Here is a 26,920-nt window from a genome sequence, read left to right as displayed (position 1 = left end):
GTTCCGTTTTTTGCATCATGCCATGCATTTAAAATTTTCCGTTGATGAAGAAGTTGAAACGGCGTCCGTAATAAGTGACCCAGGTTGGGTGGAGGGCATTGGGCGTGCTGGGACCCTTGGCGTAATCATACACCGCATCGTTCGTCACATTATCGCACGAGGCGATAAAACGGAGGTTCTTCGACAGCGGAAACTCGAGGAAGACGTTCACTTGCCGACGAGCCACCCGCCACCCCATCACGCCGGGTTCGAGATTTTGGGCGGTCTCCATGCTGTCCCTGACATATTCACTCGTATAATCCAGGTTTCCGCCCAGCTTGAGTATCTCCCGGCCGGATTTTCTGAATTTAAGCTCAGCGTTCGCCTTGAAGGCGCGGGGGGCAAACTCGCTTCCGGTCATCCTGGATTCATCCACACCCGACTTGACCCGCCATTCGCCACTGCCACCGATGCGCACGCCGATGAATCTGGGCAGAAACTTGTCAAAACTTTGCGAGAGTTCCACCCGGAGCGAATCGGTGGTGAAGTCGTAGGCCGAGTTTTTCTGGACACTGACATAGAACCCCATGTATTCAGGCCCGATGTCATATTGCTGGCGGAGTTCGTCCGTCAGGGGATAGGAATCCCAATAAAAGCGGTTTTTATAAACCGTCTCGTCAAGCGTTACTCTAAACCAGCCGCCCCATTTGTTGTAGTATTCGAGCTGCGCTGTCAGTGTTTTGGCCGTCCACGGTTTGAGCAGGGAATTGCCGGCCAGCTCGACGCGGTTGCTTGTGCTCGTCGGCACGCTGAGAGGATCGGGCAGGATGATGGTGCCGTTGTAAACCTCGAAGTTCGGGCGCCCGATGGAGGTGAAATAGGCGGCGCGCAGGATCCATTCCTTATTGGCCCCGAAACGCCAGGAGCCGTTAACGCTGCGGAACCAGTGGTCGAAATTCACTATGTTGCTGTTTCCGCGTTCGATCCAGTAGGCGGGGGTGCCGCCCGATGCGGGCACCTGCAACCCGCCGGTGCCGAGGATGTGAGTGTATTCGTAACGGGTGCCGCCCGTCAGCTCGAATTCCCCGATGCTGGTGTTCCACGGTCCAAAGTGAGCGCGGAGATAGCCCGCCGACACGGTTTCCTCCGCATATCGCGAAAATCGCTTCGGATTATCCCATGAGGTGGCCATGCTGACCTCTTCGAAATAATCCGGCCGCTGCTGATAAAAATTATATATGAGGCCGTTGTGGGGGTAGTCGGAGCGTTGCCCCAGGAGCTTTGCGGCTTGTGTGAAACTGGGGTCCTTGAAGGGGCCGGCGTCCTGGTCCGTGGCATACGGATTCCGGTCCGCGTTCGAGGGCGGCCTAAGCCCGTCGGGGCCGAGGTAGTAAAAGTTTCTGGATTGGGGTTTGTAATCCCGGAGTTCCTGCTGGAGGTGGAAGCCGGCCTTCAGGAACGAGGGCACGCCGAAAACCGACAGGAAGCGTTGCGCGTAGGTCATGACTTCGCGGCCTTCCCTCCACGTTTTCTCGGGGCGCGACTGGATATCGGTGATGATGTATTCATCCAGTGAGCGGGAGTCCACGGGATCGTTGGTGAGGCTATCGACAACCTCTATGTTATGCGGCACCAGCGCGTTGTCGTCCTTGTCCATGGCGATTCTTACCCGGAAGCGGTCCGCATAGGCGCTGCGAAAATAACCGTTGGACATGTCGGTGTATTTCTGATCGGCGCGGCTCATGCTCGCGGCTGCCTCGATTTTCCACAAGCGGCCGAGGTGCCAGTAGTGCAGTTGCGGCTGCAATACGGTATCCTGCCTTCTGCGCGTGCCCGCCATTATCCGCAAATAGCCGTTTGCCTCAAAGTGGGTCAAGGTGGAGGCGGCGGTGTCAAAGCCCTCCTCCAGCTTGTATTCATTGGTGCGATAACCCTCGGCGCGGTCATTGCTTTGGTAGGAAAAATCAAAGCGCAGGCGATCCGCGCGGCTTATGCGCCAGTCCAGGGAGAGCGCGCCGCCGGTCGAGTCGTTTATGTTCGATGTAATCCGCGAGCCGTACATGGAAGGATAGGGGGCGGCGTAGGGATTGGGCACGTTGGGGGGTGGATAGTTGCCGGAGCTGTCGCGTGAATAGGGCTGCTCTATGCCCCGCCAGTTGTAGGTGTGGGCGACATCCATGTTGAATCGGAAGGTATAAAAGCCCGACAGGGTGAAGCCAAAGTTCTTGTTCACGGGCACGATGTAGGCAAAATTCCAACTGGGCTTTACTTTCCGTGTGGGCTCGTAAAGCGGTCCGGAGGTTTTTTTCACGGTGAACTCGTCTTCATGGAATATGACATTGGTGTTGAAGCTGAAGGACGATCTTTTTTGTTCAAAGGCCCCCCGGGGAACGGCGTTGACAGAGCCTTTCAAGGCTTTGCCGGGCACGTCGGGCCGGCGGGCGAAGGTGATCTCGATCCGGGAAATGTTGTTCATATTGAGTTGCTGCACTTCCACGCTGCGGTCGTTCCCGCCCGAGCTGACACTGGCGACTTCCATGCCGCCGAGAGTCACCGGCACATATCCCGAGCCGGCGCCGCTCAGGGAGATGGACCCGGCATCACCGCCGTCGCCGACGCCGATGGAGACGCCCGCGATGTTACGCATGAACTCGCCGATGTTGCCCGTGGCGTTGGGGCCGTATTGCTCCGTCGAGACGACGCTGGTCATGCCGATGGCGTGACGCTGCTCCTGCTCCGCGATAGCCGCGCCGAGTAGCGCCTGCCCGGAGACGACAAACGTTTCGAGTACTACAACCTCGTCCTTGCCGCTTGGTTTTCCTGATTCGGCCATGCTGATGTCGATGTCCAAGGCAGCGGTTTTGCCCGTCTCGACTGTCACCGAGCCGATGCCCGGCTCGAAACCGGCATGCTCGGCCCGCACCCGAGCGGAGCCAGCGGGGACGTCAGCGAAATAGTAGGTGCCGAGAGAGTCGGTGAAGGCTACTCTGTTCGTGCCCTCCAGACTGACTCGCACATTCTTCATATACTGGTCCTGCGCGGGAAAATAGATCCGGCCCGAGATTGATCCTGTCCCGACGGTCTGCGCCGCCGGGACATCTGGCGGGGTGTCTGCGCGAAGAGACGTGAGCAATCCCAATGTTGTCGCAAGGATGAACGCCAGGACATGCCCAAGGCGGGGGTGGTGAGTAGGCAGGGTCTTCATAAAGAAATCTTTCGTGGGGGAAAAGGTGATTACCATGCGCGGCGGTATCCGGCGTTGAACGACCACTTGCGCGAGTAGGTGTCCGCCTTTGCGTATTCGTATTCCAGATAAACCTGCGTCTTCGGATTGATGATGTAGGAGCCGCCCGCGCCCGCCTCAATGCGCATCCCGTCGAAATCGGCGTGCATCCGGCGATTGTCCGCGATGACATCGCCGCCGCTGGTGGCCACATAAACGCCGGCCAGCTTGCCGTAGGGGTGGAACCTGGCACCTTTCTCGGTGTAGCCGAAGCGCATTTGCGCTCTGTATTGTGCCGAGTTGGCAGCCTCGAGATCGACTTCGATGCCGCTTTCCGTCACATATTGGACGCTCTTGATTGAGGCAATGGCGCCCTGGATGCCCGGCTCAATCCACCATGTTTTATCCTTGCCAAGGTGGATTTGCCTGCCGACTTCCAGCGAAGCCCCCAGCACCTCGCCGTCGTATCTGCCGCTGACGACAACGCCGTCGATCGTGGTGGCTGTGAATCGGTTTCGCGTCTTGTCGGCTTTGGCCACGATATCGGCAAACCAGCCTTTGTCATGCAGCCACGTGGCATACAGGCCGACGCTGTTGGAGTCCGTCGTTCCTGTGCCGAGCCGCATGAACTCGCGCTCGGCGCGGGTGTAACCCATGAACGCACCGATGAATGTGATCGCGGAGTTGGTGCGCAGGGCGGTATCCGCGCCGACATTGAGCACCCAGACATCCTCGGTGAATTTGGAGCCGCAGAAATCCTCGTTTGCGCTGAGGTCGTAGGTGGCGGCGCGTGCCCAGAGGTTGCCGCGGGCAGACTTTTCACCGGCGTCGAATTCCGAGCGGAGATCGCCCATGCGTTTCGCAACCGAGTCGAGGCTATAATGCCATTCCGCGCCAGCAGTGGCCGCCGTGGTGAGGATGGCTTGCGCGGCGCGACTGTAGGCGCCGTGGTCCGCGACGAGATACCACATGTCCGTGTTGGGCATCATCATGCTGTCGCCGCTGCCCTGCTGGAGCCTGAAGACATAAACGCCGGACTCGACCTGATTATTCTCGGGGAGGGTGAGCACCGCGTTGCGCTGGCCGTCGGTAAGGGAGCCCGTGATGTAGGTGTAAACGGGCATGATCTGGTCGGGCGACTTTGCCTCCTCGGTGAAATGGACATCGAGCGTGAAGCTGCCCGATGTGCGCATGAAAGTGATGAGGTTGCTGGCACCGGTGTTGGGGTTGGCCCTTGTCCTGATGGTGCCGGTGCCGCTGATAGCCTTGATGGTGAGACGCGCCGATAGCTCCGGAGTCGGATCGGAAAAATCGAGTGTGCCGCCCTCAAGTACGAGCGGAAGGCCCGCGACCGAAGCCCCGCTTCTGGCGATGCGCAGCGTGGACTGGCTGTCCACGATGATTCTCCCCGTGTTGCTGTCGCTAAGGTCGAGATTCGCGTTCCCCCCAGATTCCGCGACGACTTGGTTGCCGATGCGGGTGCCCGGTCCGAAGGTGATATCGGTATTCTGGAGCACCAGCTTCCCTTCAAATAGCGCCGCAGTGTTGCTCATGAACAGGGTGCTCGAGTTGAAGACCAGCGTGCCCGAGTTCCTGGCGGTGCTGATGCCCATGGTTCCCGTCTGGTTCGACATGACCACCACGTTGCGGTAGCCCACGCTGACTTGCGCTCCGCCGAGCGCATCGGTAGACATCAAAACGACTTCGTTGAGCGATTGGCCGGACGCGATGGTGACGGTGCCCGCCAAATCCGGGTTCCTGTAAAACACGATCTGGTGCCTGGTCGATCCGCTCGACTCGAAGCGGATTTCGCCGGTGCCCGAGACCGAGTTTTCCGAAAACACAATCCCCTCCCCTTTGTCTCCGTTTGGAGCGATGACCAGCCTGCCGCTGATGTCGAGTGACGCGCCTTCCTCAAAGACCACGCCACCGTTGATACGCTGCTCGCGGTTGTTCGTGTCGATGTGGGCGCCGGACTTGACCAGAAGCCCCGTGGTGTTGCCAAACGCGTTGTTCGAGCCGAAGACAACCGTGCCGGAGTTCACCACCGTGGTGCCGTAATAATTGCTGCCCGTGCCGCTGAGCCACATGGTGTTGGCGGCGTTGATGACGAGACCGCCCCCGCCGTTCAACGACCCCGAGGTGATTGCCGCAGTGAGCGTGTTGGCGTTGACCGGACCGGTGCCGCTATTCCTGAGTTCGAGGGTTTTGCCCTCAAGAATGTCCAGCTTGGTGAGACCGTAGTTTACATAGAGGCCATCGTTGTCGGCGCCCGTGGTGAGGCGATAGTCATAGGTGGCCGTGGCCACGGCCCCGGCGGTGCCTTGCACCACGGCCTGGGTCTGGGCGTTGGAAATGACGGCGTTGTTTTTGTCGACCAGGGTGAACGTGGCGGCCTCGAGGTTGACCGTGCCAGATGCCTTGATCAGCGTCGCCACAATGTTCATGTCGTCCTGCTCAAAAACACTGGCGGAAGGCAGGGGCAGGAGCTCGGCGGGCCGGCCGTCAGTCGCGCCCAGGCGTATGGTGCCGCTGGTGACTTCCAAGCGGGCGGAGGTCCCGGTCAAATTGGCCACGGACAGCATGCTGCTCCCGACCGGGGTCAAGGGGTCCGGGGTCGAGAGATCAACATCAAACACCAAGGCTCCCATCTTCCTGAGCTGGGCGGTGCTGGCGGTGCCAGACAGGGTCAGGTCCTTCATCAACGTGGTGCCCGAGGCAAGGACCAGCGTGGTTTGGTTTTCCAGACGCACATTGGTTTGCGCCAGGGCGGTCGGCAGCATTTCTCTCGTGTCCAGCGTGCCCCGGCTGAAAAAGAGGTTGCCTGCGAACGTGTCCCCGATCGCGTCGCCGAACTTGAAAACATTGGTTCCGGAGCCCAGATCGACGGCGATGCGGCCGGCGCCCGTGATCTCATTATTGAACACCATATCCGCGGGATTGTCGGTGAAATTGAAGCTCAGTGTGCAAAAGGAGGTGAAAAAATCCACCTTGCCCGTGCCGAGGGCATAGAGGTTCTTCACATCAAGAGTGCCAGCGAGAATGTAGGTGCCGCCGCTGTGGCTGTTCGAGCCCGAGAGCGTGAGCGTGGTCGGGGTGCCGGATAACCAACTGTGCTCGGGGTTAAAACTGCCATCCCAATAAAGCCTGCCGGACCCCGAAATACTCCCCTTGAACTCATAGGAGGTGCGGGCAAATTTCAATACGCCGTTGTTGACGACATTGCCGAGCATATCCAGCCCCCCGGAGGCACCATTCTGTCCGACCTGCAAATACGCTCCCGCCTCTATCGTGGCGCCGCCGTAGGGCAAATAGATCCCGCCGCCGTCAGCCCTGGCCCCGCCGAGGACATGCGAGCCGGACACGATATGGAGCGCTGTCTCCGATGTGCCAACCAAGGTGACGTTGCCCGCGATCATCCACGCCTCGCCGTCGAAGGTCATGCTTTCCCAGCCGGACTTCGGGGGCTCACCCGAAGGGACGGTGAACATTACTTTGTCACCCTCCACATTGGGATAAAAGTTACCCCGCCCATTCAGGATGATACGGTTGCCGGTCGCAGCCGTGTACCGGATATGGGTAACGATGTGCTCGTAAGTGCCGTTTGGGTCCTCGCGGCCGCCGCTGATGAAGTTTTCCGTCAGCACGGGATAATCCCGAAGGACGACGGTGTTGTTGTCCGTATCGAAATGATACTGGGTGTCGGCAAGGGCGTTTGAACCAAACGCCAGGCACAGGGCTGCGATAAAGCAAGCCGGACCAGATAGACGTGAGGCATCAGGGCGGGGTTCGGGGTGTGGTATGATTTTCATGGGTGTACTATTGAATAAAATTAAATAGCTGCCGGAAATGCGCGACGGCACGGATGGTGTTTTGCGGTGAATGGGGGATGACAAGGGCAGGTTTCATCCCCTTTAAGAATGATGTTTCCAATGGAGACGAAACTTTTTTAATTCTAACAATAGACTCGCGGCGCTCACATTACATGGCAGGGCGCGCATACATGCCGATGACGGCGCCGACAAAACCGCCCGCGGACTGCGTGCTCAGGATGCTGCCGTCCATATTGGCCCCCAGCGGCATCCAGCGGCCTTCTGGCGAGCAGCGATACGCGAAGGAGTAGGACTTCCCGACGCCGTTGATCTTGAGTTCTATCTCCCGAATGCCAGTGGTCAGCGATGCGCGGGCTATGATCTCGGGAGCAGTTGATGTCTTTGTGCTGCGTTCGAGAAATATTTCGCCGGGCGCGCCCCTCTCCCCCACCCGCACACCCAGAAAATAATAGTTGGCGTCGTTTTGCAGGCAGGCGATGCCGGCGTCGCCGGGCGCGATGGACGCGTCGATGGCAAGCGTGGCCGTGGCGCTGAAATCCCTGTGCTGCTGGCGGCAGGCGATGAACGATGGATTCTGGTTGAGCTTCGCGTCGCGCTTGCCGATGGAGTTCAGAGCGACCGGGCGCGGCGCGATAAGGAGCGAGCCGGGCTTGGCTGCAAGCGACCACCACTGTTCCCGAGGTGTGCGCAGGAAAAGCCAGCGGGAGGCGAGTTGTGTATTGTTGAAATCATCGCGCCATGAGAAACTTCCGCTGAGCGCGGTTTTGGGCTCGGGTGTGTCGGGAAGATTTGGGCGTTTTACCAAGCGCGGGAGCGGCTCGCCTTTTTTAAGGATGACCGGCCAGTCGTTTTCCCAGGTGACGGGCAGCATGAACGTTTCGCGGCCGGTGTTATAATGATTGCCTTCGTAGGGGCGCACTCCGAGAAACACCGCCCACCACTCGCCGGTTTGCGTTTCAACCAAGTCGGCGTGGCCGAGGCTCGTCACCGGATCGGGACGCTCCGGGTCGAGGTCGCGCTGCGTGAGGATTGGGTTTTCGGACCATGGCACGAATGCATCAGCAAGCGATTTCGTGCGGAAGATGACTTGCGAGTGGTTGACGCTCGTGCCGCCTTCCGCCGCGCAGAGATAATAGTATCCATTGCGCTTGTAGATATGCGGGCCTTCTATCCATGAGGGTTTCTTGGTAATATCCACACCGCCATTCACGACAATGCGTCCGTTGGCCGCCTTTTTTGTTTTCACATCGAACTCCCATAACCAGATGGCGCGGTGGCCGTCGTAGAGCGGCTTGCCATCCGGCGGCGGGCCGTTGTGCACGATGTAGGCACGGCCGTTGTCGTCGAAAAAGAATGAGGGATCGATGCCGTTGATTTCGGGCAACAGCACGGGATCAGACCATGGGCCGGCGGGATTTTCGGCGGTAACGTAGAAGTTGCCGATGCCCCAGACATTGGTCGTGATCATATAAAACGTGCCACTGTGATACGAGATTGCAGGAGCATAGATGCCTTGCGAGACAGCAAGGCCGTCGAGGTTGAGTTGCGAGGGGCGATTGAGAACGTGGCCGATTTGTTTCCAATTTACCAAGTCCGTGCTGTGGAAAATCGGCACACCGGGATAATGGGCGAATGACGAGTTGATGAGATAGTAATCGTTGCCGACACGGCAGATGCTCGGATCGGGATAATACCCGGCCAGGATCGGATTATAGTATTCGCCAGGCGATGGTGGAGCCTTGTCGAAGACCGGATCGCGTCCTTCGTAGGAAAACGACGTGAACTCAACGTAAGCGGTCGTGTTGTGTACGGAGGCAGGCATAATTATAACAGACAGCGGGATGATGGCGGTCGCGCATAGCGCGCGCACAGCCGCAGGCATGGGCAATTGGATCATGGATTTATTGTGTTTGTCTCAGGCTTTGCAACGTGACGGTAGAGCTTTTAAGAGCATCCGCTTTGGCTGTTATTCTTATTGTTCCGGACTGGCCGGGTTTTGAGCGCACGATGACAAGGCACAGGCCATTGAAGGCTTTGCGCGCGGGCAAACCAAACGCATCCGTGTCTGTCGCATCGCCGTTGTCGGTGGCGACGATTTCGCCGGGGCCTTCGATGCTGAACGTGACACGATTTGCGGCACGCGGACTGGTGAGACCGGTTTTGTCAGTCACGCGAATCGTGATGAACGAGAGGTCGCGTCCGTCTGCAATGATTACGGAACGGTCGGCGGAGGCTTCGAGTTTCGTGGCGTCGCCCGCGGTGCGCACGATGTCGGCTGCCCATTGTTTGCCGTTTTTGTAGGCGACGACTTTGAGTTCGCCGGGCGCGTATTTCACATCATCCCAGCGCAGGCGGTATTCGTATTCACCCTTTTTCTTTCGTCCGAGCGATTTGCCGTTGAGGAAAAGTTCGGCCTCGTCGCCGGAGGTGAAGACATGCACGGGCGTGATTTGCCCGGCGCGCTCCGGCCATGTCCAATGCGGCAGGATGTGCGCCATCGGCAGGTCTGCGCGCCAGCGCGATTGGTAGAGATAGAAGCGGTCTTTTTTGAAACCCGCCAAGTCGATCATGCCAAAGTAGGAGCTGCGCGACGAATAATAGGGACTCGGTTCGCCGAGGTAATCCCAACCGGCCCAGACAAACTCGCCAGCGACATAGGGATTGCGGTCTTGGGTGGCAAAGACCTTGTCGGCGGAAGAGCCAAAATCGGCGGTATAGAGTTCGTAGGAGCTGACCTGGCGGCTTTTGGAATCGCCGCCTTGGCCATCACGCGTCGGGTTGCTAATCGCGCTTGCGACTGGGAATAGATAAACGCCGCGACTGCTAAACACCGCGGCGCTTTCGCTGCTGAGAATAAGCTTCCCGGGCAACTTCGCACGAAAGGCAGGATATTGAGGGTGGGTGCGAATACCTTTGAAATTGGCAAACTCGGGCGTGTCGCGGATGCCTTCACCCTGGTAGTTGAGAATGACCACGTCAACGGTGGCTGCGAAGTGGGAGTCCGATTTTGCAAAGTTCATCGACGCGGTGGCGGGACGCGAGGGATCTTCGTCGTGCGCGATGGCCATGAGTTTCCTTGCGACTTCTGCGCCGGGCGCGCCGGTGTATTGCTCGCCGACCTCGTTGCCCACGCTCCACAAAATCACCGAGGGGCAATTCCGATCTCGACGAATCACCGAGCGCAAATCCTGCTCGTGCCAGTCCGGAAAAATCAGATGCGTATCGAAGGGGCTTTTTTGACGAACCCACATGTCGAAAATTTCATCCATCACGAGAAAGCCCATGCGGTCGGTCAGTTCGAGCAACTCGGGCGCGGGCGGGTTGTGCGCCATGCGAATGGCGTTGCAGCCCATCTCGCGGAGCATTTCGAGCTGGCGCTCGGCGGCGCGTGTGTTGAAGGCCGCTCCGAGCGCGCCGAGGTCGTGGTGCTGGTTGACGCCTTGGATTTGGATGCGCTCGCCATTCACAAACAAGCCGTCCGATGTGAAATCAACAGAGCGGATGCCGAAACGTGTCTCGTAGCGGTCGATTGGCGTGCCGTCGCGCGTGAGCGTGGTGACAGCAACATAGCGGTTAGGCGTCTGCGTGGGCGGCGGGCCCCATAGACGGGGATTGGCGAGGACAAGTGAATCGGCGACTTGTGTGCTCGCGCCAGCGGCTACGGAAGCTGCGAGCGGCTTGAAGCTGGCGACGGCGCCACCGGATTGGCATCCAGCGGCATCGAGCGCGAAAATCTCGGTGCGCACGTCAACGGCTGCGTCTGATTCGGAATCGTTGTCAATGGTGACTTCGAGGCTGATTGTTGCGGTGGCGGCGGAGACTTGCGGCGTAGTGATGCGCGTGCCCCATTGAGCGACGTGAACGGGCGCGGTTTTGGTCAGCCAGACATTGCGATAAATGCCTCCGCCCGGATACCAGCGCGATGAATCCGGTGGATTGTCGAGGCGGATGGCGAGTTGGTTTTTGCCGCCCGGAATAACATAGGGAGTAAGGTCGAGACGCCACGAGTTGTAACCATAGGGCCAGCCGCCGACGAGTCTGCCGTTGAGCCAGACGGCGGCGTAGGACATCGCGCCGTCGATATCGAGAAAGATTCGTTTGCCTGCATCGCTCGCCGGGATGTCGAGTTGCTTGCGATACCAGCCGATGCCGGGGCTGGGCAGCCGCCCCATGCCGCCGCCCACGCCGGGGGTGTTGAACGGGCCGGCGATCGCCCAGTCATGCGGCAGGTTGATTTTCCGCCAACTGCTGTCGTCGAAATCGGCCTGCACATAGGCGAGGTCGCCACCGGGATGGCCCCCGGGACGGGTGAAGCGTTTCGCCGGGTCTTTTATGAAGCGATTGCCGGAGGGAAGTATCCAAGGCTTGAGCAAGGGGTGCCCCGCCTTGCCAAGTTTTTCCGCGTCCTGGGTGGCTTCGGCGAGGCGTTCCTTTTGGTCCCCGTTCTTGGAATCGGGGCGAACGTCGTAGAGAAGAAAATCCGTGTTCACGCCGATGGGGTCATTCTTTTGGAAGCGCCAGCCGTCGTTGATGGATGTTCTTTCGCGCAAAAGTGCAGGTTCGTTCTGCGCGAGAGCGAAGCACGAACAGACGAATGCCAACACGCCTGCCAAAGTCCGAATCAGTTTGTGTCTTTGTATGATGTTCATTGTGAGATTCAATTCTGGTTGGTCGCGGGCGGTCCGAAATAACTCGGTCTCACATCACCCGTGTGAATGATGAGCTTTTCCAAAACGACGCCGGGATCGACCATCCAAATTTTGAGCGTATGCACACCGGGCTCGGAAATCGTGTGCGTGGATTTCATGGTGCGCGCGTTGTCCTTCACCCAAGTGCCCCAATCCTTGATCGCGGGAGAATGCGAGCCGCCTCTGCCGTCGCCCTGCCCGGCGAAAGCATCAATAATGTGCGGCGGCTGATCGTCAAACGACACAGCCACGCGCACGCCGCGCCCCGGCTGCACGTTCAGTGTCGGCCCGGTGATGAGGTCGACGCGAATATCGCCCGCTTGCGGAATCAGCACTTGGTATTCCAGCCGTGGCGAGTCTGCGGGCGGCTGGACGCTTGCGGCAGTCATGGGAAAAATCGTCATGCCCGAAGGACCGCGCCCATAATCGGGAATCACGTCCCAGCGCGCGCCGCCGGCTTCTATGTTTTTGGTGGCATTTGCGGCGATGATTGCAGTCGGGCCGGTCAGCCCGCCGAAGGCTTTTGTATTTTTGCGCGTGTATTTGTCGGAGCGCACTGCGCTTACTTGAATTGGCACGCTTTCACCCTCGGGGCGGGTAATGGTCACTATGGCGTTGCTGTTGCCCACGGGCACTTTGTCCCAATCGACACCGACCCAGATGCGCTGGTCGCTCTTCACGTTGCCGCTCGTGGCGCTCAGTTTTACCCAAGGCTTATCGGCAGTGGCCTCGTAAGAAAAATCCTTGCTCCCACGTTTGTAGATTTCGATGGCGTGGCGTTGTTGATTGATCGAATCGGACACGGGCAATTTCGCAGGCTTCGATTCACCCGGCCATGCGGATTCGGAGCCTTCCACAGAAACACCCATCGACGCTTCATCGGGAATCGCGATTTCGGCGAGCGCGGGCATGATGTTTGTTTTCGGATCGTTCCAGCTCGTATAGCCAATGCGAGTCTGCGCCATCATGTGTTTCCACTTCCCGCCATTGATGGCATGATAAAGATTGGAGAGGTTTTTGTCCTCCTCGAACAAACCGCGAACATGCCGCGCCATGAGATTTGCGCTGCCCCGTTTTTGCTTGGCGTAAAGCTGATTGAGGCCGGTCGCTATGTGCAACTCGGCAACCGTGGCCGATGCCTTTGCGGGATAGAGCACGAGCTGGAAAAATGCATCGCGGGCTTCGCGCGGCAGCTTTCCGTCTATTTCTTCGGCCTTTGCAACGATTTCACTCCAACCGGCGAGGACACGCTCGGCTTCCTGATAATTCACGATACTGAATGTCTTCGGCTCGAGCAGTTCGGGTTTGCGCCAGCCGTTGTATTTGGCATATCGGCTAACGATGTCGGCTATGTCCGCGGCGTGCTGCGGACCAAACTCGCGCTCGGCCCAGCGGCGCGTGAAGTCGGCGATTTTTTCCTTGGGCAGAGCGCGCGGATTCCATGCGAGTCTCAGGAAAAACTCGGTGGGCAGTTCCATGGGTTTGAGGTCGCCGACGTTGACGATCCAGATCCGGTCGGCACCGTATTCGTAGGCCATGCTCATCTGCTCCCATATTTTTGGAAGCGGGTTTGTGTTGATCCATTTGTAGGAGCGGGGGCCGCCAACGTAATCGAAATGATAATAGATGCCAGCACCGCCGCTGCGTTTCCGTTCCCCGGCAGTGGGAAGGCGGCGATTATTGCCCCAGTTGTCGTCGCACCAGAGGAGCGTGACGTCGTCGGGCACACGCATTCCGTCTTGGTAATAGTCAGCGACTTCCTTGTAGAGCGCCCACACTTGCGGCACTTTTGTGACGTCAGGGTTGACCGTTTTGGCGAGGATTTTGCGCTGATCCGCGACGATGTGTTCCATGAGCGCCATGTTTGCCGCGATGTCGCCGCCCTCGACCATCGGCTCATCGCCGTCACCGCGCATTCCGATGGTGACGATTTGCTCGTAGTGTTTGTTGCGGCTCATGCCATCTTGCCAAAACGCGTTCAGACCGGCTTCGTTAGTGGCGTAGTTCCATTCGCCGTTTCCATATTCCTTCTTGTGCTTCCCCCACTCTTTTTGAGCGCGCATCATCGGCTCGTGGTGCGAGGTGCCCATGACTATGCCGTATTCGTCGGCGACTTTCGGATTGAGCGGGTCGTCCTCGTTGAACGCCTTGCCCCACATCGCCGGCCAGAGGTAATTGCCGCGCAGGCGCAGGATGAGCTCGAACATGTGCGCATACATTTTCGAATTGATGCCGCCAAACTTTTCGCGCGCCCACGGGCCGAACGCAGGTTCCTCGTCGTTGATAAAGATGCCGCGATACTTCACGGCGGGCGGACCCTGCACATAGGTTCCGGTCTTGATGAAAAGCTGGTTACGTTGTTTCACCGGAGCATCCGCCCACCAATACCATGGCGACACGCCGATTTGCTCGGAGATTTCATAGATGCCATAAATCGCTCCGCGCTTGTCGCTGCCCACGATCACGAGCGCTTGCGCGACGTGTGGGAGAGGATTCGCGACTGTGGTTATGATGAACGATTCCCATTTCCCTGCGATGGGCGCGGTGTCTATTTTCCCGGTTTTTGCGAGACTGTCGATAAGCGTGCTTTTGCCGAGCGTGCCGGCAATCACGACTGACTTGCCCGAAGGCGCGCGGCCGATTTCTAGCGCAGGCTTGACCCCGGTGACACGCCGGATGTCCGCCTGCAGATCTCCTGCTGCGCGAAGCACGCCCGGCCAGTCGCCTTTGTCGAGGACGAGAGACGCGCCTTGCTTTTGGGTGACAAGTGCGAAGCTGCCGGCTTCCGCAGTTTCAGCGACGATGGCGGTGTCGAGTCCCAGACTGGGCGCTGCTGCGGCGGGCACAATCGCGATTAACACGCCGGCAATGGCGAACAGCGTTGTTTTTTTGAAACAGGAGTTTGGGTGGGATGGCATGATATGGCTTGTTTTATTTCGTTTATTTTTTCGCCTTTTGTGGATGGCCGTAATCATCGAGCGCCTTGACTTCGTCGAGCGTGCGCGTTGGCTGATCGACGTCGGCAGGGAACGGTTGTTTGGAGAAGGTCTGAAAATAGAGCAGTCCGGCGTCGCGCCACCATTTCGCGTCGCGCTGCTGGATGACGAGTTTCCGGGCAACGGCGGTGTGTCGCTCCGCATCGATGATGCCCGCGAGCGCGTCCCAGCGTTTGCGAGCGTCACCTGTCCAGTCCACGCCGCGCTGGTAGCGCAGGCAAAGCTCATCCCAGAGCGTGCGGCCCGAGCGCATTTTATACGTCCACGGCACATGATGGAACCAGAGCAGCATATCGTCGGGGCATGTGGACAAATCCGCGTAGCGGCTGCGCAGCGGCTCGTGATACTGCGCCACGGCATTGGTGCCTGTCGCCGTGCGGTCAAACCCGATGCCGTCGTTCGCGGCGCGGTGATAATAAACCGGACTCCAATCCGGGCGGGCAACCGGATAGCCCCAAGGGCCGGGACCATAGTGAGGGTTGTCCATGAGATGCGCGAGTCCAAGCGGCATCTCGTAATTCACCACGGCTTCACGCGATTCGAGAAGGAGGCGCACAATCTCATCGACGGATTTCCGGTCGTGCGTGAGCGTCATCTCAGTCCACTCGTCGGCAATTTCCCTTGCGGACATATCGGGATTCCATGCAAGCCGTCCATAGGCAAACCAATTTGCTTGCGCGAGATGATGTCCGGTCCAATTGCGGTCGTCACCGGTGTTGGCGACGCCGGCGATCGCGGTGAGCGTTTGCCCGTAGAGGCGGCCATCGACAACTCTTGTGACTGTCGAACCGGGGCCTTTCGCATATGTGTCGCTATCGAGAAACTCGCGCCACATGGTTGCAAGAAACGCGATGCTGTTCGAATGTCCGAGGTATTCCTGCGTGATTTGCACTTCCGGCATGACTTGCGTGTGCGGCATGCTGCCGAAAATCGGGTGAAAAGGTTCGCGCGGCATGAAGTCAACAGGGCCGTTCTTGACCTGCAAAATCACATTGGGCGCGAACTTTCCATCAAAGGGTTTGAGCGTATTATACGCCTCGGCGGCACGGTCGGAGCCTGGCACCGGGTCGTAAATGAAAGCGCGCCACATTACGATGCCGCCATACCGCGCCACAGCGGCAGCGAGCATGTTGGCGCCATCAGCGTGCGTGCGACCGTAAGTCATCGGACCAGGCTGACCTTCGCTGTTTGCCTTCACCAGATACCCGCCGAAATCGGGAATGAGTTTGTAGATTTCGTCGGTCTTTGCCTTCCACCATGCAGCGACTTTCGGGTCGAGCGGATCGGCGGTTTCCAGGCCGTCGATTTCAATGGGCGCAGAAAAGCGCGGCACCAGATAAACGCGCACGCCGTAGGGCCGGAACACGTCGGCGATGGCCGCTGCCTTGCGCAGGTATTCCGGCGTGAGGCTTTTGGCGTCGGCGTTGACGTTGTTGAGCACGGCGCCGTTTATGCCGAGCGAGGCACTGGCGCGGGCATAGTCGGTCAGACGCGGATCGATGGTGCCGGGAAGCTCGTTCCATTTCCAAAGCGACTGACCCGCGTAGCCACGTTCGATCGAGCCGTCGAGATTGTCCCAGTGGTTCAGCAAGCGAAATAGGAAGCGCGGCTTTTCCGAGATATTGAGATTGCCGGACGCGGGCTGCGTCTGCACGAGTCGCAAGAAATGAAACGCTCCGTAGAGCGCGCCGAGTTCGGTGCTGGCAGCGATGACGGTAACGGAACGACCGTCGATTTTTTCGGAGCGGATGAGAAAACCTTCGTCACCCACTTTGGCCAGAGCGTCGCGCAGTTGCAGTGATGCAATCGCGGAACTGGTCGATGGTGTGCCGACAACAAGCGTGCCGTCTGCAAGGGTATTGTTCGCAGAGGCTGCTATGGATTTCCCCAATAACCCCGATAGCGCGGGCACGAGTTCGGCGAGAATTGCGCGCATGGTCGGCGAATCGCCGGGTATGACAACAGTATTGATACTCGAGCGCCACGCCTGTGCATTCGCGTCCGCCAAAGTGTCGTAACGCATCCAGAGACGATAGCCGTCCTCCGCGGGAGCACGCACGCCGGAAACGGCAAACAGGAGAACCGCAAAACAGATGGAGATACGATTTATGGGGAGCTTTGGTTTCAGTAACATAAGAAGGAGCGAGTCGTAGTTTCTATTTCGTGAACAATTTCAGATCCACTGCCTCGGCCATCATGCGGTAACCTTCGTCGCTGGGATGCAGATGATCGCCGCAATCGGCAACCTTGATAAGTTTGGCCGGATCGTTCGGATCGCGCAGGGCGGCATCGAAATCAATCACCGCATCAAACGCGCCGCTGGTGCGAATCCATTCATTCACCTTTTGCCGCCGCTCTTCGATTTCCGATTTGAAGTAACTCGATCCGCCACACGGCAAAATAGTGCCGCCATACACGCGCAATCCGCGTTCATGCGCACGAAGGATTGTTTGCTCCATTGCCGTGATAACTTGTTCCGCCGTGATTTTTCCACTACCCAAATCATTGATGCCTTCAAGCACGATCAACCAACGAACGCCTGGCTGTGTGAGCACATCGCGCTCCAGACGGATGAGCGCGGCCTGGCCGAGACCACCGAAAAATCCGTTGCCGCCGATCCCTTGATTGAGCACGCCGGTTTGCTTCGTCGCATCATTGGCCTGCAGGCGGCGCGCAAGAAAATCCGGCCAGCGGCGATTCGTGTTATCGGTTGCGCCCTTGCCATCCGTGATTGAGTCGCCGAGGCAAACCACAGCGCCCGAAGACTCAGGAGCGAGCACGTCCACACCGCACATGTAGTACCACGTCGTCTTTTCTTGCGCATCAGGCAGCGCCTTCTCACTGACTGCATTGCCGGTCTCCACATACGTGGTCGTGCGTGCGCCGCGATGACCTGTTACATCCTTGGTCTGGCCATTCACATGAATCGTAACTGCGAGATTTGAGCCCGGAACTAAATCAAAATCAATAGGATCGGAAATCATAAGCCAGCCGCGTGGAACGACGACGGATTTTTCTCCGCGAAAAGTCAGCGCCTTGGCCGTTTCCGTCTTGATGGCATGGCCGCCCGTGGAAACGGCGATTTGAGCTTCGAGGATTTTCATGTCGCTGCCCCAGCCTGCAAAGGCATTGGAGAAACGTACGCGTACTTTTTTCCCGCCGATCGACACGCGCACGATTTGTCGAAGCGTGCTGTCCGTCAGGCCCGGCGGCGAAGGCGGCATCGATTTGGCATCGATTGCCTCGGCGGATGTTGCCCATGTGCCGACCCAGTGATAACCATCAACCCGTTTTACGATTGTCTGTTGCGCACTAGCTGAAGTTGTCGCGACCAGAGCCAGCGCAGATGCGATCAGCATCGAAAACAAAGCAGGGGTATTCATTATTCTCATGGATTTTTTATGGCTGTTTTGGGTTGGCAAATGATGCGTTATTTGGATTGAGTCAGTTTTATCACAGCATCGAATGCGGGCTTGGGATTGCCTGCGCGGTCAAAGAGAAGCGGATAACTGGTGCGGCCTTTGATGGGCCAATCGTTCAGCCAAGAGTTGTCGTCTGTAACGCCCCAGAGTGTCACGCGAGTGACGGTGCCTCGATGTTTTAAGTAGATGCCGAAAAGCTCTGCATACCGGCGCGCGAGCCGTTGCTGCATATTACCGGGCAGTCCCTCGGTGTAAGGATTTAGCGCAGGATCAGCAGCCTCGTTTTCCGTGATTTCGGCGCTGCCGATGTTCTTTTTTCGCGAGGGCAACACATCAACATCGAGCTCCGTTATCATGACTTTCAGGCCAAGCTTGGCGAAGACGGCAATTGTCTCGTCCAAGGCTCCCGCACTTGGCCATGTGAGGCTGGCGTGCTCTTGAATCCCCACTCCGGTGATATGTACACCGGCTGCCTTGAGTTTCTTCAAAAGTGTAATTGCACCCGCGCGTTTGGCTGGGTTCTCAATGCTGTAGTCGTTGTAATAGAGTTCCGCGTCCGGATCAGCCTCGTGCGCGAACTGGAATGCTTTTATTATATAGTCGTCGCCGATTATTTCCCGCCACTGCGAGCCACGCAGTGAACCGTCTTCGGCCAAGGCCTCATTCACAACATCCCATCCCTTGATGCGGCCTCTGTAACGTCCGACAACAGTATGGATATGCTCCCGCATACGAGCCAGGAGCGTATCGCGATCTGCTGGAGACCCATCGGCATTTCGGAAAACCCATTGTGGCGTTTGCTGATGCCAGACAAGCGTGTGCCCAATCACAAACATGCCGTGCTTTTCACCGAAGTCCACATACCGATCGGCAAGGTCAAAATTATATTTCCCTTCGCCAGGATGAATCGGTCCCCATTTCATCACGTTCTCCGGCGTGATCGTGTTGAATTGCGCAGTGATGAGCGCAGTGCGCGAGGAATCTTTTTCAGCGATATGTCCGTCGTTGATCGCCACGCCGACAAGAAAGTTGTCCTTGAATGCGTCCCTGAGCGTGGGTTGCGCGTAAAGCGCGGTGACGCTGGCAAAAAAAGCGATCATTCCGGAAAAAGCAACGCTCACGCGTGCGCCTGGAACTCTGACATGAGGCGTACGCCTGCCGCCGAGGGTTTTGATTTCGGTATACATAAAGACTTAGGGTGTTGGACCGGGGGTGCGCAGGGTGATGCTTCGGATAAAATGGAGAAAAACAACATACCGTTGGAATCTTTTTGGGAATGAAGGGCCAGTCATTTCTCATCCTAACAATAGACCAAACCACATACCAAGCTCCTCTGAATCCTAAAGTTAGACTGTTGCCAGCCTTGACGTATGATCACCTTTTTCGCATGCAGTGTGACTATTGCGTGCGCAAATTTCTCGAAGCCGCCGCCAGCGAAAAAGTCGCCCTCCGCGCCTACGTCGCGCTCGCGCGTCTGTGCCTCGACGAGACCCGCCGCGCCTGCCGACAAAAATAACAAACCCAGTGCCAATCAGGTTTACGATGCCCTGCTATCGCTTTTCACCGCGCGCACGCAACCGTCTCCAATGGAAGAAGTGTATGCGCCCATCGGCGAGGTTTGGTTGCACAGCGCCACGCCCCCACGCGCGCCAACCTTGAAGTGATGATGCAAAGCGTCGTGCATTTTTCGAAAAGTGCGGGGGTGCTCTATCCTGCCGTGGTACTTTACGCAAAATACGGCGGATCCGAAGAGGCGGACACCCTCATCAATCTCGGAATAAGAAGCGCCCCGGACATCGGCACGAAAGAACGCTTCGAATCCCTGCGCGCAAACCTATCCGAAATTCCGTAATCCGCGCTGCGATAGGGTAAACAGATGCGCTCGTCATTGGTCGCATGCGAGTATTTTTAAGACTGATCGTAGTGTTTTCTCAATTTATGGAATGTAGTGGCAACCCGAATTATGGTCTAATTTTATAGCAAAATAATAACTGACAGGATCTTGCCTTTGAAGAAAATGCCCCCATATTTTTGCGATGCTGTCACCATGATAAGCAAATCTATCTCATCCTGTAAGCGTTTATTAACGCAAAACATGCCGACTGTAGCAGCTATCAGTCTGCACGCTTGCTATATCTTTTTTTGAGGGAAGCTCATGCCGAATTCCGGCCTGTGCTCATATCATATAGGTATCTGCCTGCATCCAGATACCAATAGTTTTACGAGTTAGATGGTGTAACCAACCTCTCGAAGTGTGTCCGAATCAAAGTTCCGTCCGGCACCTACAAGGATCCATAAACATGCCCTTCATAGGGTGGCTCTCCTGGTTTTTCGACGATGATTTGCAGGCGCGTGCGACAAAGGCTGCGACTGTCATGCGGGATTCACTGAATATCTTATGTGATAATCACCATGAGTCTGTTGGGTGAAGCGATGCCTTATCCGTGGAACCAACTCTGGACATTATTTATTTCCAAACAGCTTTTTCCTGTAAAACCAGTTTTGTCCAAGTGCATTCCAGTTCTTCACGGTAATCTGGCCAGATTGTGAATACAAATATCTTTCAATGCTCTTGCAGGAATTCACAGGTAAAGACCATCTCTGCTCCGACATACTTTAGTGGCGGGGATATCGGCCTCTACTACACTATGGAACGGAATCGGATTTGGCCTGAGCACTGTCACAATCAACATCAGCTAATGATAATCCCTGAACCCAAATCAGAATGCGAGGTGTCCTTCCGCACGGATGCCGGGAAGAGGAGAAACGTATCGTTGAATGGACAGCATATAATATACATTGAGAGAGGAATGCCCCATGCGTTCCGCATGGGGGATAATGGTGTGCTTATCAGCTTGGGCGTGTCCATAGAGGAAGCTCAACGGTTGACCCTGGGCAATCTTTGGGCAGGGGTGCGTATTGTTCCTTGGTGGAAAATACTCAAGCACGATATTTTTATTTGGAATATCATTCAAGTTCTGCGAGCACTTTGTTATCAAAAACAACTCCCCCACCCGCGGGAACTCGGAGGTTATGCCCAATCGCTTGCGTCGCACATTCTCGCCATTGAACGCGAGAAGAAGGCGACAACCTACGAAGGACTGACACCTCTGCAATTACGTAGGGTGGATATATACATAGAAGAACATTTTCGCGATCGCCTAACCGTAAAAGACATCGCAATGGCGGCCGGATTCAAAAAGGACCATTTCGCCCATCTATTCAAAACGTCCACCGGTTTTTCTCCGCATCGCTATGTGATAGCGCTCCGACTCGAGTATGTCCGTCGGCTGAAAAATCGCGGCACGATGACAAATGCGCAAATCGCGGCGGAGGCAGGCTTTTATGATGAAAGCCATCTTAGCCGCTGTATAAAACACTACTGCCGAGGCGAACTAGAAAATTACCACGGTATTTTACCATCCATGGCAGATTCCTCCAATACGGACGCGGAATAATCCGGCATGATGCATGCCATGATTTTCCCGGAATAGTCCTGCATGGTGCAGGCACCGGAGGGTCAACACCTCCACTATGAAAAAAATCGGCTCCACATTTCGAAGCACAGTTGTGTTTGGTTGCATCGTGCTCGCTGACACTCAGGTATCGGCAGCCTCGATTTCTCCGCCGATCATGGCGCAAGTTCCCTCGCAGGTGAAAACCGGCTTTCAATACGGCCTCGGTCTATTGTTTATGATCGGGTTCATCTGGGGTGTCATCAACATCTGGGGAGGGGCGGACCGGTTGAAGAAAGGCGATGCAGACGGGAAGATGGGCATCGTCTCGGGAATCATCATCGCCGGAGCCGCGGCGATCATGGCCGCGATGTTTTATATCTTCGGCATGAGTGACGGCGCATTGACGCCCCAGTTCTGACATGAGCGACGAGTTGCGCATCACGGACACGAACAGCGCCAACGACAGCAAGGGCAGGGCGCTGGGTTTCGAAGGCAACGACTTCCTCTATATCGTCGGCGGGATTGTCGGAGCCATCGGCATATTTTTGCTGCTCTACGCCATGTTTCATGCCGGCCTCCCGACTGCGAGTGCGTGCGCGCTGCCCATACTCGTCCTGCCAACGGCGTGGGTGATGCTTTTCCGCCGGAACAGACCGGACGGATACGCCGAGGACTTTTTCGACCACGTGTTAAATCGCGAAGGGTTCGCCTGCGCATCGGATGCACAAGACGCCGTTCGCGGAGGGAAGAAACGTCATGCTCAATAGTTCCGCGCCAAACGGCTATTTTGCCGAGGGATTGATTCTTTACGGCACCTTGGAGAAGGGTGTCGCCAGCAAAGGCTACGTCCTGCACCCGCCCGACCTGCGCGGCGGCACCACCCCGCAACTCAACGCCTATCAGGACAAGATACGCGCGCTGCTCTCCCTGCTCGGCGATGGCCTGCGGGCGCAGTTTCAATGGACATGCAACTGCGACTACCGGCAGGAGTTGACCCAATACCACCGCGAAACCGAAAAAGTCGCGCACCCGCACATCCGCCACGTCCGCACGGAGCGATTCGAACGCTACTGGGAAAAAATGCATCGCCGGGAGCTGCGCCGCGAGCAACTGGTGATGTTCATATCGACGCCGCTCGCCGGCAGCGCGCCCCTCGCGTCCGGACGGGCGGGCCTCGATTCCGGTTACGCCAGACTCCTGGCTCAATTACGCACCCGTTTCGACGAAATCACCAACGCCCTCCGCACGCTCTTCGGAGGCGACACGACCGTCGCGCCAATGGACGACCTCGCGCATTGCACCTATTATTCCAAATTTCTGAACCCCTCCCTCGCCGACGCCTTCGACATCGACTTTGCCGGGCGCTTCAATCCGCAGCAAACCATTCAGGAAAACTGCTGGTGCTCGGATGGAGTGAACATCGGCACCGGCTTTTATCTCGATGGGCGCCGTCACGCCCTCTTCACCTTCAAGCGCTGGCCGAGCCGCACCTATCCCGGGATCATCCTGCGCCTGACGGCGCTGCCGTTTCTCGACTACCAAATCACGGTCAACCTCGAACCACTCCCAACCAAAGGCGAAGTCGAAAAGGAGGAACGCGCCATCGAACGCCTTCGCGGGGAATACCGCGACACGGAACGTCATTCGCTTGTCGTCGCGATCAACAAGAAGGAACGCAAGGTTGAATCGCTTTCGTCCGGGTTCATCCGCCCGTTTTCGGTGACGTATATCGTCCGGGTCTGGGACGACACCGAGCAGGGCTTGTCCACCAAATGCTCCGCGGTCCGCAACGCCATCAACAACCTCAACGGCGCGCAGTATTGCGAGTGCGCCCTGCCATCGACCGCGAAAAAGCTGTTTTTTGCGTCATGGCCCGGCTGGACGAACAGCCCCTATCGCCATCGCAATCTCTACGCCGAGGACACATACCTCGCCGACCTGCTGCCGTTCTCCGCGACGTTCACCGGCCTGCTCGATGGAGCCGAGGCGATTTACGACGGGGCGCAGCAAGGCAACCTCGTCGGCCTCCGTACCTTCATCGGCAGTCCGCCGACACCGCAGCACGCCGTGCTCCTTGGCGCAACCGGCGCAGGGAAGTCCGTGCACATGTGCGACCTGCTCGAACAGACCGCGGCGTATTATCACTACACCGTCATCATCGAGGAAGGTTTGTCCTACGGGAAGTTCACCGAGGCGATGGGCGAACGCCCCATCATTCTCCATCCTGACGGCGACCTTACCATCAACTATCTCGACACCCGAAAACTCCCGCTCAACCAACTGCAAATCGCCACAGCCGTCGCGCTTGTTTCGCGCATGATCGGCGGGGCGGCCGACGAGGAAACGCAGCAAATCCGCCAGGCGATGCTCGGCCAGTACGTCAATCAACTCTACCAGGACGCGTTCGAGGACTGGTCGAAGCGGCATCGCGACTTGCTGCCGGACATTCAACGCATGGCCTGCGCCGCACATCGGTGGAAACGCGCCAAAATGCCGCACGGCGCAACCGACCTCGAAGCCTACGCCGAGCTCCGCGACCACCTCGCTGCCAACGATGACGAAGCGCGGCAATTCATCGCGACGATTCCCGAAGCGGACATCACCGCATTTTTGCAGGACTCGCAAACCGAGCGCGCGGTCATGTCGATGGCGCACGCCTATTACGAGCCATCCGATTATCCACAGCACGCCAGCCTCGTGGAGCTGATGCAGTTTTCGCGTTTTCCCGAGCACAAAAAGGAAACGGTCGATCACCTCGCCACGCTGCTCTCCTCGTGGTGCGCGCACGGCCAGTATGGCCGCCTCTTTGACGGCCGGACGAACATATCGCTCACGGGCGGCATCGCGCATTTCGAGCTTGGTTACATCCCCGAGCAATCCATCGAACTCAAAACCGCCGCCGGCCTGCTTATCAGCGGGTTTTCGCGCCAGCACATCATTTCGCTGCCACGTCATTTGCGAAAACGCATCCTCTACGAGGAACTCGCGCGTTTCCTCGACGTGCCGGGTGGCGAAAAAGTCGTGGCCGAGTCCTACGCGCAGTTGAGAAAATTCTCCTGCTGGACCGCGAGCATCGTGCAACAATACAGCCGTTTCAAATCCTCGCGCATCCGGCCCGTGATCATCGGCAATTCAAAGCAATTCTTTCTCATGCGCCAGTTCGACCGCTCGGATATCGGGGACATCGCGCAAGACATCAATTTGCCCGAGTCGGTTTGTGCTGCGATTCAGAATTATCCCATGCCCGAACAACAGCCTGCCGGGCAAAAATTTTCCTCCATCTGCTTTTTCACACCCGCCACCGATCCGCCGCTTTGCGGCACGGTGCGCAACATCCAACCGAATAAAACTCCGAGGCAAGAGCCATGAAAACTCGCCACATCATTCCCCTCGCACTCAGCACCTGCCTGCTTTTCTCCGGCTGCGGAACCATGCGACAATCGGCCACCGATGTCGTGCTCACCGGTGCCGGCGGCTACATCGGTTATGAAGCCGGTGGCAAAAAGGCCGGCGGCGCGGCCATCGGAGCGGGGGCCGGCTATGTCGCTTCAAAAATCGTCCAAAACGAAGTTGATAAGGCGATAAACGAAGCGGAGCAACGCGGCTACGACCGCGCGATGAACCAATCGGCAAAACAGCAATACTGGATTATCCAACGACTCCAGCAAGGCGACGGCACAACCACACGCGAACCGCGTCACGTCACCATCCAATTGCCCGAAACTGTCACCACTGACGGCGTCGTGCTTCGACCGGCCGCGGCAACCATTCGCACCGAATAATCCAACCGTTATTCTCCAACATGAAAACCTCACGCATCCTTACGGTTTCCACCGTGCTCATCTGCATAAGCAGTGTGCTTTTGGCGTCCGGCATTCCCGTCTTCGACGGAGGCAATCTTGCCAACAATCAAATCATGCACATCGCAACCATCGCCAAATGGGTCGACAGCATTGCGCAGCTAAAGACGCAAATCCAGCAGATGAAGGAACAGGCAGGCATCCAGAATGACATTCGCTCCTGGGCGGGCGATCCATCGAAAGCCGCCCGTTCGTTGCTGCTCGACGTGCTTCGCGAGTCAGACCTGAACCATGAATACGGTGAGGCACGCAACGCCATTACGCAGGCAGTGAACAGCCTCGATGTTCTCACGCGCGACGACCGTCACACTTACCGCCCCGTTGACGAAGCCGACCTCGACGGCGGGGACGTGTGGCATGATCCGCAGCTTTATCGGCGCTATTCGCTGCTCGACGCTCGACAAGAAAACGCCCGGGTCGTTTCTGATGAAACCCGCGCACGGGAGCTCGAATTGCAGGAGGAAATCGCGCTCACGCTTCTCGACCTGCGCTCCGCCGGCACCGATGCGCAGGTGCAGAAACTCACCGCCAAGCTCACCGTGCTCAACGGCCAGCTCGCACAGCTCGAATCGACGCGCCGCCGCCAGGTGGACGAGGTCATCCTGCAAAAACTGGCGAACGAAAACCGCCGTGAAGTCGAGCAACTCGCCGCCGCCGAACTCCAGGCGAAGGACGACTATCTGGCGAACAAACACGTGACGACTTTCATGCAGTCATTCAACCCGCGCAAATCGGGACGCTAGTCTGCGTGACAAACAGGCAAGGGTTCAACGACTGGAACTGATGCGCAGAAACGAAGGCGCGTTCCGAAACAGGACACGCCTTGTCAATCAATAGAGACCTACTTTTTCTATTTTGATTTTAATGTTCCTAACGCTTGCTCGAGCACAATTTCCCGTAAATAACTATTGGTTGCTTCTCCTAAATGCGTTCGACCAACCTCAAATGTATACTCTCCAATATTAGCGGATGGTTCCAAATCGCGATAATATGCAAGCTTTGCAGCAGTCAGTTCATCCCATACCGCTCGTTTCCGATTAAAATAATCTGGGTTAGGTTTCATTCGTGATTGAGGTGACATGTCCATTAGTTCTCTAAGCGCAAAAGTGCTTACATTCAGGATTGCTGACTTTACCTCTGTTGAAGCCAACTCATTGAGCTTTCGCTCAGATTCTACAGAAAAACCATGAATTGTTATTTTTGATGATTTGTCAATGGTTCTAGTCGCGGTTGACAAGAGCGCAATCAATGGCATTCGAAAGCTGAAGAATAGAATTATCGTCACCACTGGCCATGCAAACGGAGCAAATGACGATACGATGGAATGACTTCTAGGTTTTTGGTGTGGGTTATTTGTTTTCATGATGTTCAATTGGGTTCTATTCCAAAAACGAATCTTAATAAAGTGATTTTCCCGCGTTTTTCCCACTCGTAGCAGGAACCTCCAAGCCTGGCGGCTAA

Annotated in this window: 17 protein-coding genes; 8 read left to right on the top strand and 9 right to left on the bottom strand. The window is 57.1% G+C overall.

Translation table 11 applies throughout. From position 1 onward, the window contains the following. Positions 1–28: 28 nt before the first annotated feature. From OH491_RS19165 to OH491_RS19130, 8 genes are all read right to left on the bottom strand, one after another. Positions 29–3,184 carry a TonB-dependent receptor gene (locus OH491_RS19165; RefSeq protein ID WP_334319252.1) on the bottom strand — a complete coding sequence of 1,052 codons (3,156 nt, stop codon included), beginning with the start codon at positions 3,182–3,184 and terminating at the stop codon, positions 29–31. 29 nt (positions 3,185–3,213) lie between these two features. After that, positions 3,214–7,014 carry an autotransporter outer membrane beta-barrel domain-containing protein gene (locus tag OH491_RS19160; RefSeq protein WP_068770042.1) on the bottom strand — a complete coding sequence of 1,267 codons (3,801 nt, stop codon included), beginning with the start codon at positions 7,012–7,014 and terminating at the stop codon, positions 3,214–3,216. Between the two features lie 169 nt (positions 7,015–7,183). Further along, on the bottom strand, positions 7,184–8,857 hold the full coding sequence (locus tag OH491_RS19155; RefSeq protein WP_334319253.1) for a glycoside hydrolase family 43 protein: 1,674 nt from the start codon (positions 8,855–8,857) through the stop codon (positions 7,184–7,186). Between the two features lie 79 nt (positions 8,858–8,936). Beyond that, positions 8,937–11,684 carry a beta-galactosidase GalB gene (gene galB, locus OH491_RS19150; RefSeq protein ID WP_068770043.1) on the bottom strand — a complete coding sequence of 916 codons (2,748 nt, stop codon included), beginning with the start codon at positions 11,682–11,684 and terminating at the stop codon, positions 8,937–8,939. A gap of 8 nt (positions 11,685–11,692) precedes the next feature. Then, positions 11,693–14,641 carry a glycosyl hydrolase 115 family protein gene (locus OH491_RS19145; RefSeq protein ID WP_068770044.1) on the bottom strand — a complete coding sequence of 983 codons (2,949 nt, stop codon included), beginning with the start codon at positions 14,639–14,641 and terminating at the stop codon, positions 11,693–11,695. Positions 14,642–14,663: 22 nt separating this feature from the next. Further along, entirely contained in the window at positions 14,664–16,853 is a 2,190-nt protein-coding gene (locus tag OH491_RS19140) for an alpha-glucuronidase family glycosyl hydrolase (protein ID WP_084442108.1), read from the bottom strand. A gap of 22 nt (positions 16,854–16,875) precedes the next feature. Further along, entirely contained in the window at positions 16,876–18,102 is a 1,227-nt protein-coding gene (locus OH491_RS19135; protein WP_084442109.1) for an SGNH/GDSL hydrolase family protein, read from the bottom strand. A 47-nt stretch (positions 18,103–18,149) separates the two neighbouring features. Next, entirely contained in the window at positions 18,150–19,328 is a 1,179-nt protein-coding gene (locus OH491_RS19130; protein ID WP_334319255.1) for an endo-1,4-beta-xylanase, read from the bottom strand. A 200-nt stretch (positions 19,329–19,528) separates the two neighbouring features. Here OH491_RS19130 and OH491_RS19125 point away from each other — a divergent pair, with 200 nt between their 5' ends. The 8 genes from OH491_RS19125 to OH491_RS19090 all read left to right on the top strand — a co-directional run bounded on the left by OH491_RS19125 (position 19,529) and on the right by OH491_RS19090 (position 26,202). Next, the gene (locus OH491_RS19125) at positions 19,529–19,657 is read left to right on the top strand and encodes a hypothetical protein (protein WP_334319256.1); all 129 of its coding nucleotides are present in this window, start codon (positions 19,529–19,531) and stop codon (positions 19,655–19,657) included. 102 nt (positions 19,658–19,759) lie between these two features. Then, positions 19,760–19,993, top strand: a complete 234-nt coding sequence (locus OH491_RS19120) for a hypothetical protein (protein ID WP_068770046.1) — start codon at positions 19,760–19,762, stop codon at positions 19,991–19,993. 958 nt (positions 19,994–20,951) lie between these two features. Next, complete coding sequence (locus tag OH491_RS19115; RefSeq protein ID WP_084442110.1) at positions 20,952–21,599, top strand: helix-turn-helix domain-containing protein; 648 nt, start codon at positions 20,952–20,954, stop codon at positions 21,597–21,599. Positions 21,600–21,675: 76 nt separating this feature from the next. Next, entirely contained in the window at positions 21,676–22,017 is a 342-nt protein-coding gene (locus OH491_RS19110; RefSeq protein WP_084442111.1) for a hypothetical protein, read from the top strand. 1 nt (position 22,018) lies between these two features. Next, the gene (locus tag OH491_RS19105) at positions 22,019–22,366 is read left to right on the top strand and encodes a hypothetical protein (RefSeq protein WP_068770049.1); all 348 of its coding nucleotides are present in this window, start codon (positions 22,019–22,021) and stop codon (positions 22,364–22,366) included. Next, a complete protein-coding gene (locus tag OH491_RS19100; protein WP_068770050.1) occupies positions 22,356–24,968 on the top strand; it encodes a VirB4 family type IV secretion system protein in 2,613 nt (870 codons plus the stop codon). Before OH491_RS19105 ends, OH491_RS19100 begins: the two co-directional genes overlap by 11 nt. After that, positions 24,965–25,381, top strand: coding sequence for a hypothetical protein (locus OH491_RS19095; protein WP_068770051.1), 417 nt, complete (start codon positions 24,965–24,967; stop codon positions 25,379–25,381). Before OH491_RS19100 ends, OH491_RS19095 begins: the two co-directional genes overlap by 4 nt. A gap of 20 nt (positions 25,382–25,401) precedes the next feature. Then, a complete protein-coding gene (locus tag OH491_RS19090; RefSeq protein ID WP_068770052.1) occupies positions 25,402–26,202 on the top strand; it encodes a hypothetical protein in 801 nt (266 codons plus the stop codon). A 107-nt stretch (positions 26,203–26,309) separates the two neighbouring features. Here the strand turns inward: OH491_RS19090 and OH491_RS19085 are convergent, their stop codons facing one another. Continuing rightward, a complete protein-coding gene (locus OH491_RS19085) occupies positions 26,310–26,822 on the bottom strand; it encodes a hypothetical protein (RefSeq protein ID WP_145928744.1) in 513 nt (170 codons plus the stop codon). Positions 26,823–26,920 lie beyond the last annotated feature (98 nt).

Source organism: Termitidicoccus mucosus (assembly GCF_038725785.1).
Lineage (GTDB): Bacteria > Verrucomicrobiota > Verrucomicrobiia > Opitutales > Opitutaceae > Termitidicoccus > Termitidicoccus mucosus.
This window is presented reverse-complemented; position numbering and strand designations above follow the sequence as displayed.

Excerpts from the sequence above, each read along its gene's own strand:
- OH491_RS19160 (WP_068770042.1), bottom strand. The coding sequence starts at position 7,014 with ATGAAAATCATACCACACCCCGAACCCCGCCCTGATGCCTCACGTCTA.
- OH491_RS19095 (WP_068770051.1), top strand. The coding sequence starts at position 24,965 with ATGAAAACTCGCCACATCATTCCCCTCGCACTCAGCACCTGCCTGCTT.
- OH491_RS19085 (WP_145928744.1), bottom strand. The coding sequence starts at position 26,822 with ATGAAAACAAATAACCCACACCAAAAACCTAGAAGTCATTCCATCGTA.
- OH491_RS19155 (WP_334319253.1), bottom strand. The coding sequence starts at position 8,857 with ATGCCTGCCTCCGTACACAACACGACCGCTTACGTTGAGTTCACGTCG.
- OH491_RS19135 (WP_084442109.1), bottom strand. The coding sequence starts at position 18,102 with ATGAATACCCCTGCTTTGTTTTCGATGCTGATCGCATCTGCGCTGGCT.
- OH491_RS19105 (WP_068770049.1), top strand. The coding sequence starts at position 22,019 with ATGAGCGACGAGTTGCGCATCACGGACACGAACAGCGCCAACGACAGC.
- OH491_RS19165 (WP_334319252.1), bottom strand. The coding sequence starts at position 3,184 with ATGAAGACCCTGCCTACTCACCACCCCCGCCTTGGGCATGTCCTGGCG.
- OH491_RS19110 (WP_084442111.1), top strand. The coding sequence starts at position 21,676 with ATGAAAAAAATCGGCTCCACATTTCGAAGCACAGTTGTGTTTGGTTGC.
- OH491_RS19140 (WP_084442108.1), bottom strand. The coding sequence starts at position 16,853 with ATGTTACTGAAACCAAAGCTCCCCATAAATCGTATCTCCATCTGTTTT.
- OH491_RS19130 (WP_334319255.1), bottom strand. The coding sequence starts at position 19,328 with ATGTATACCGAAATCAAAACCCTCGGCGGCAGGCGTACGCCTCATGTC.
- OH491_RS19145 (WP_068770044.1), bottom strand. The coding sequence starts at position 14,641 with ATGCCATCCCACCCAAACTCCTGTTTCAAAAAAACAACGCTGTTCGCC.
- OH491_RS19125 (WP_334319256.1), top strand. The coding sequence starts at position 19,529 with ATGCAGTGTGACTATTGCGTGCGCAAATTTCTCGAAGCCGCCGCCAGC.
- galB (WP_068770043.1), bottom strand. The coding sequence starts at position 11,684 with ATGAACATCATACAAAGACACAAACTGATTCGGACTTTGGCAGGCGTG.
- OH491_RS19115 (WP_084442110.1), top strand. The coding sequence starts at position 20,952 with ATGCCCCATGCGTTCCGCATGGGGGATAATGGTGTGCTTATCAGCTTG.
- OH491_RS19100 (WP_068770050.1), top strand. The coding sequence starts at position 22,356 with ATGCTCAATAGTTCCGCGCCAAACGGCTATTTTGCCGAGGGATTGATT.
- OH491_RS19090 (WP_068770052.1), top strand. The coding sequence starts at position 25,402 with ATGAAAACCTCACGCATCCTTACGGTTTCCACCGTGCTCATCTGCATA.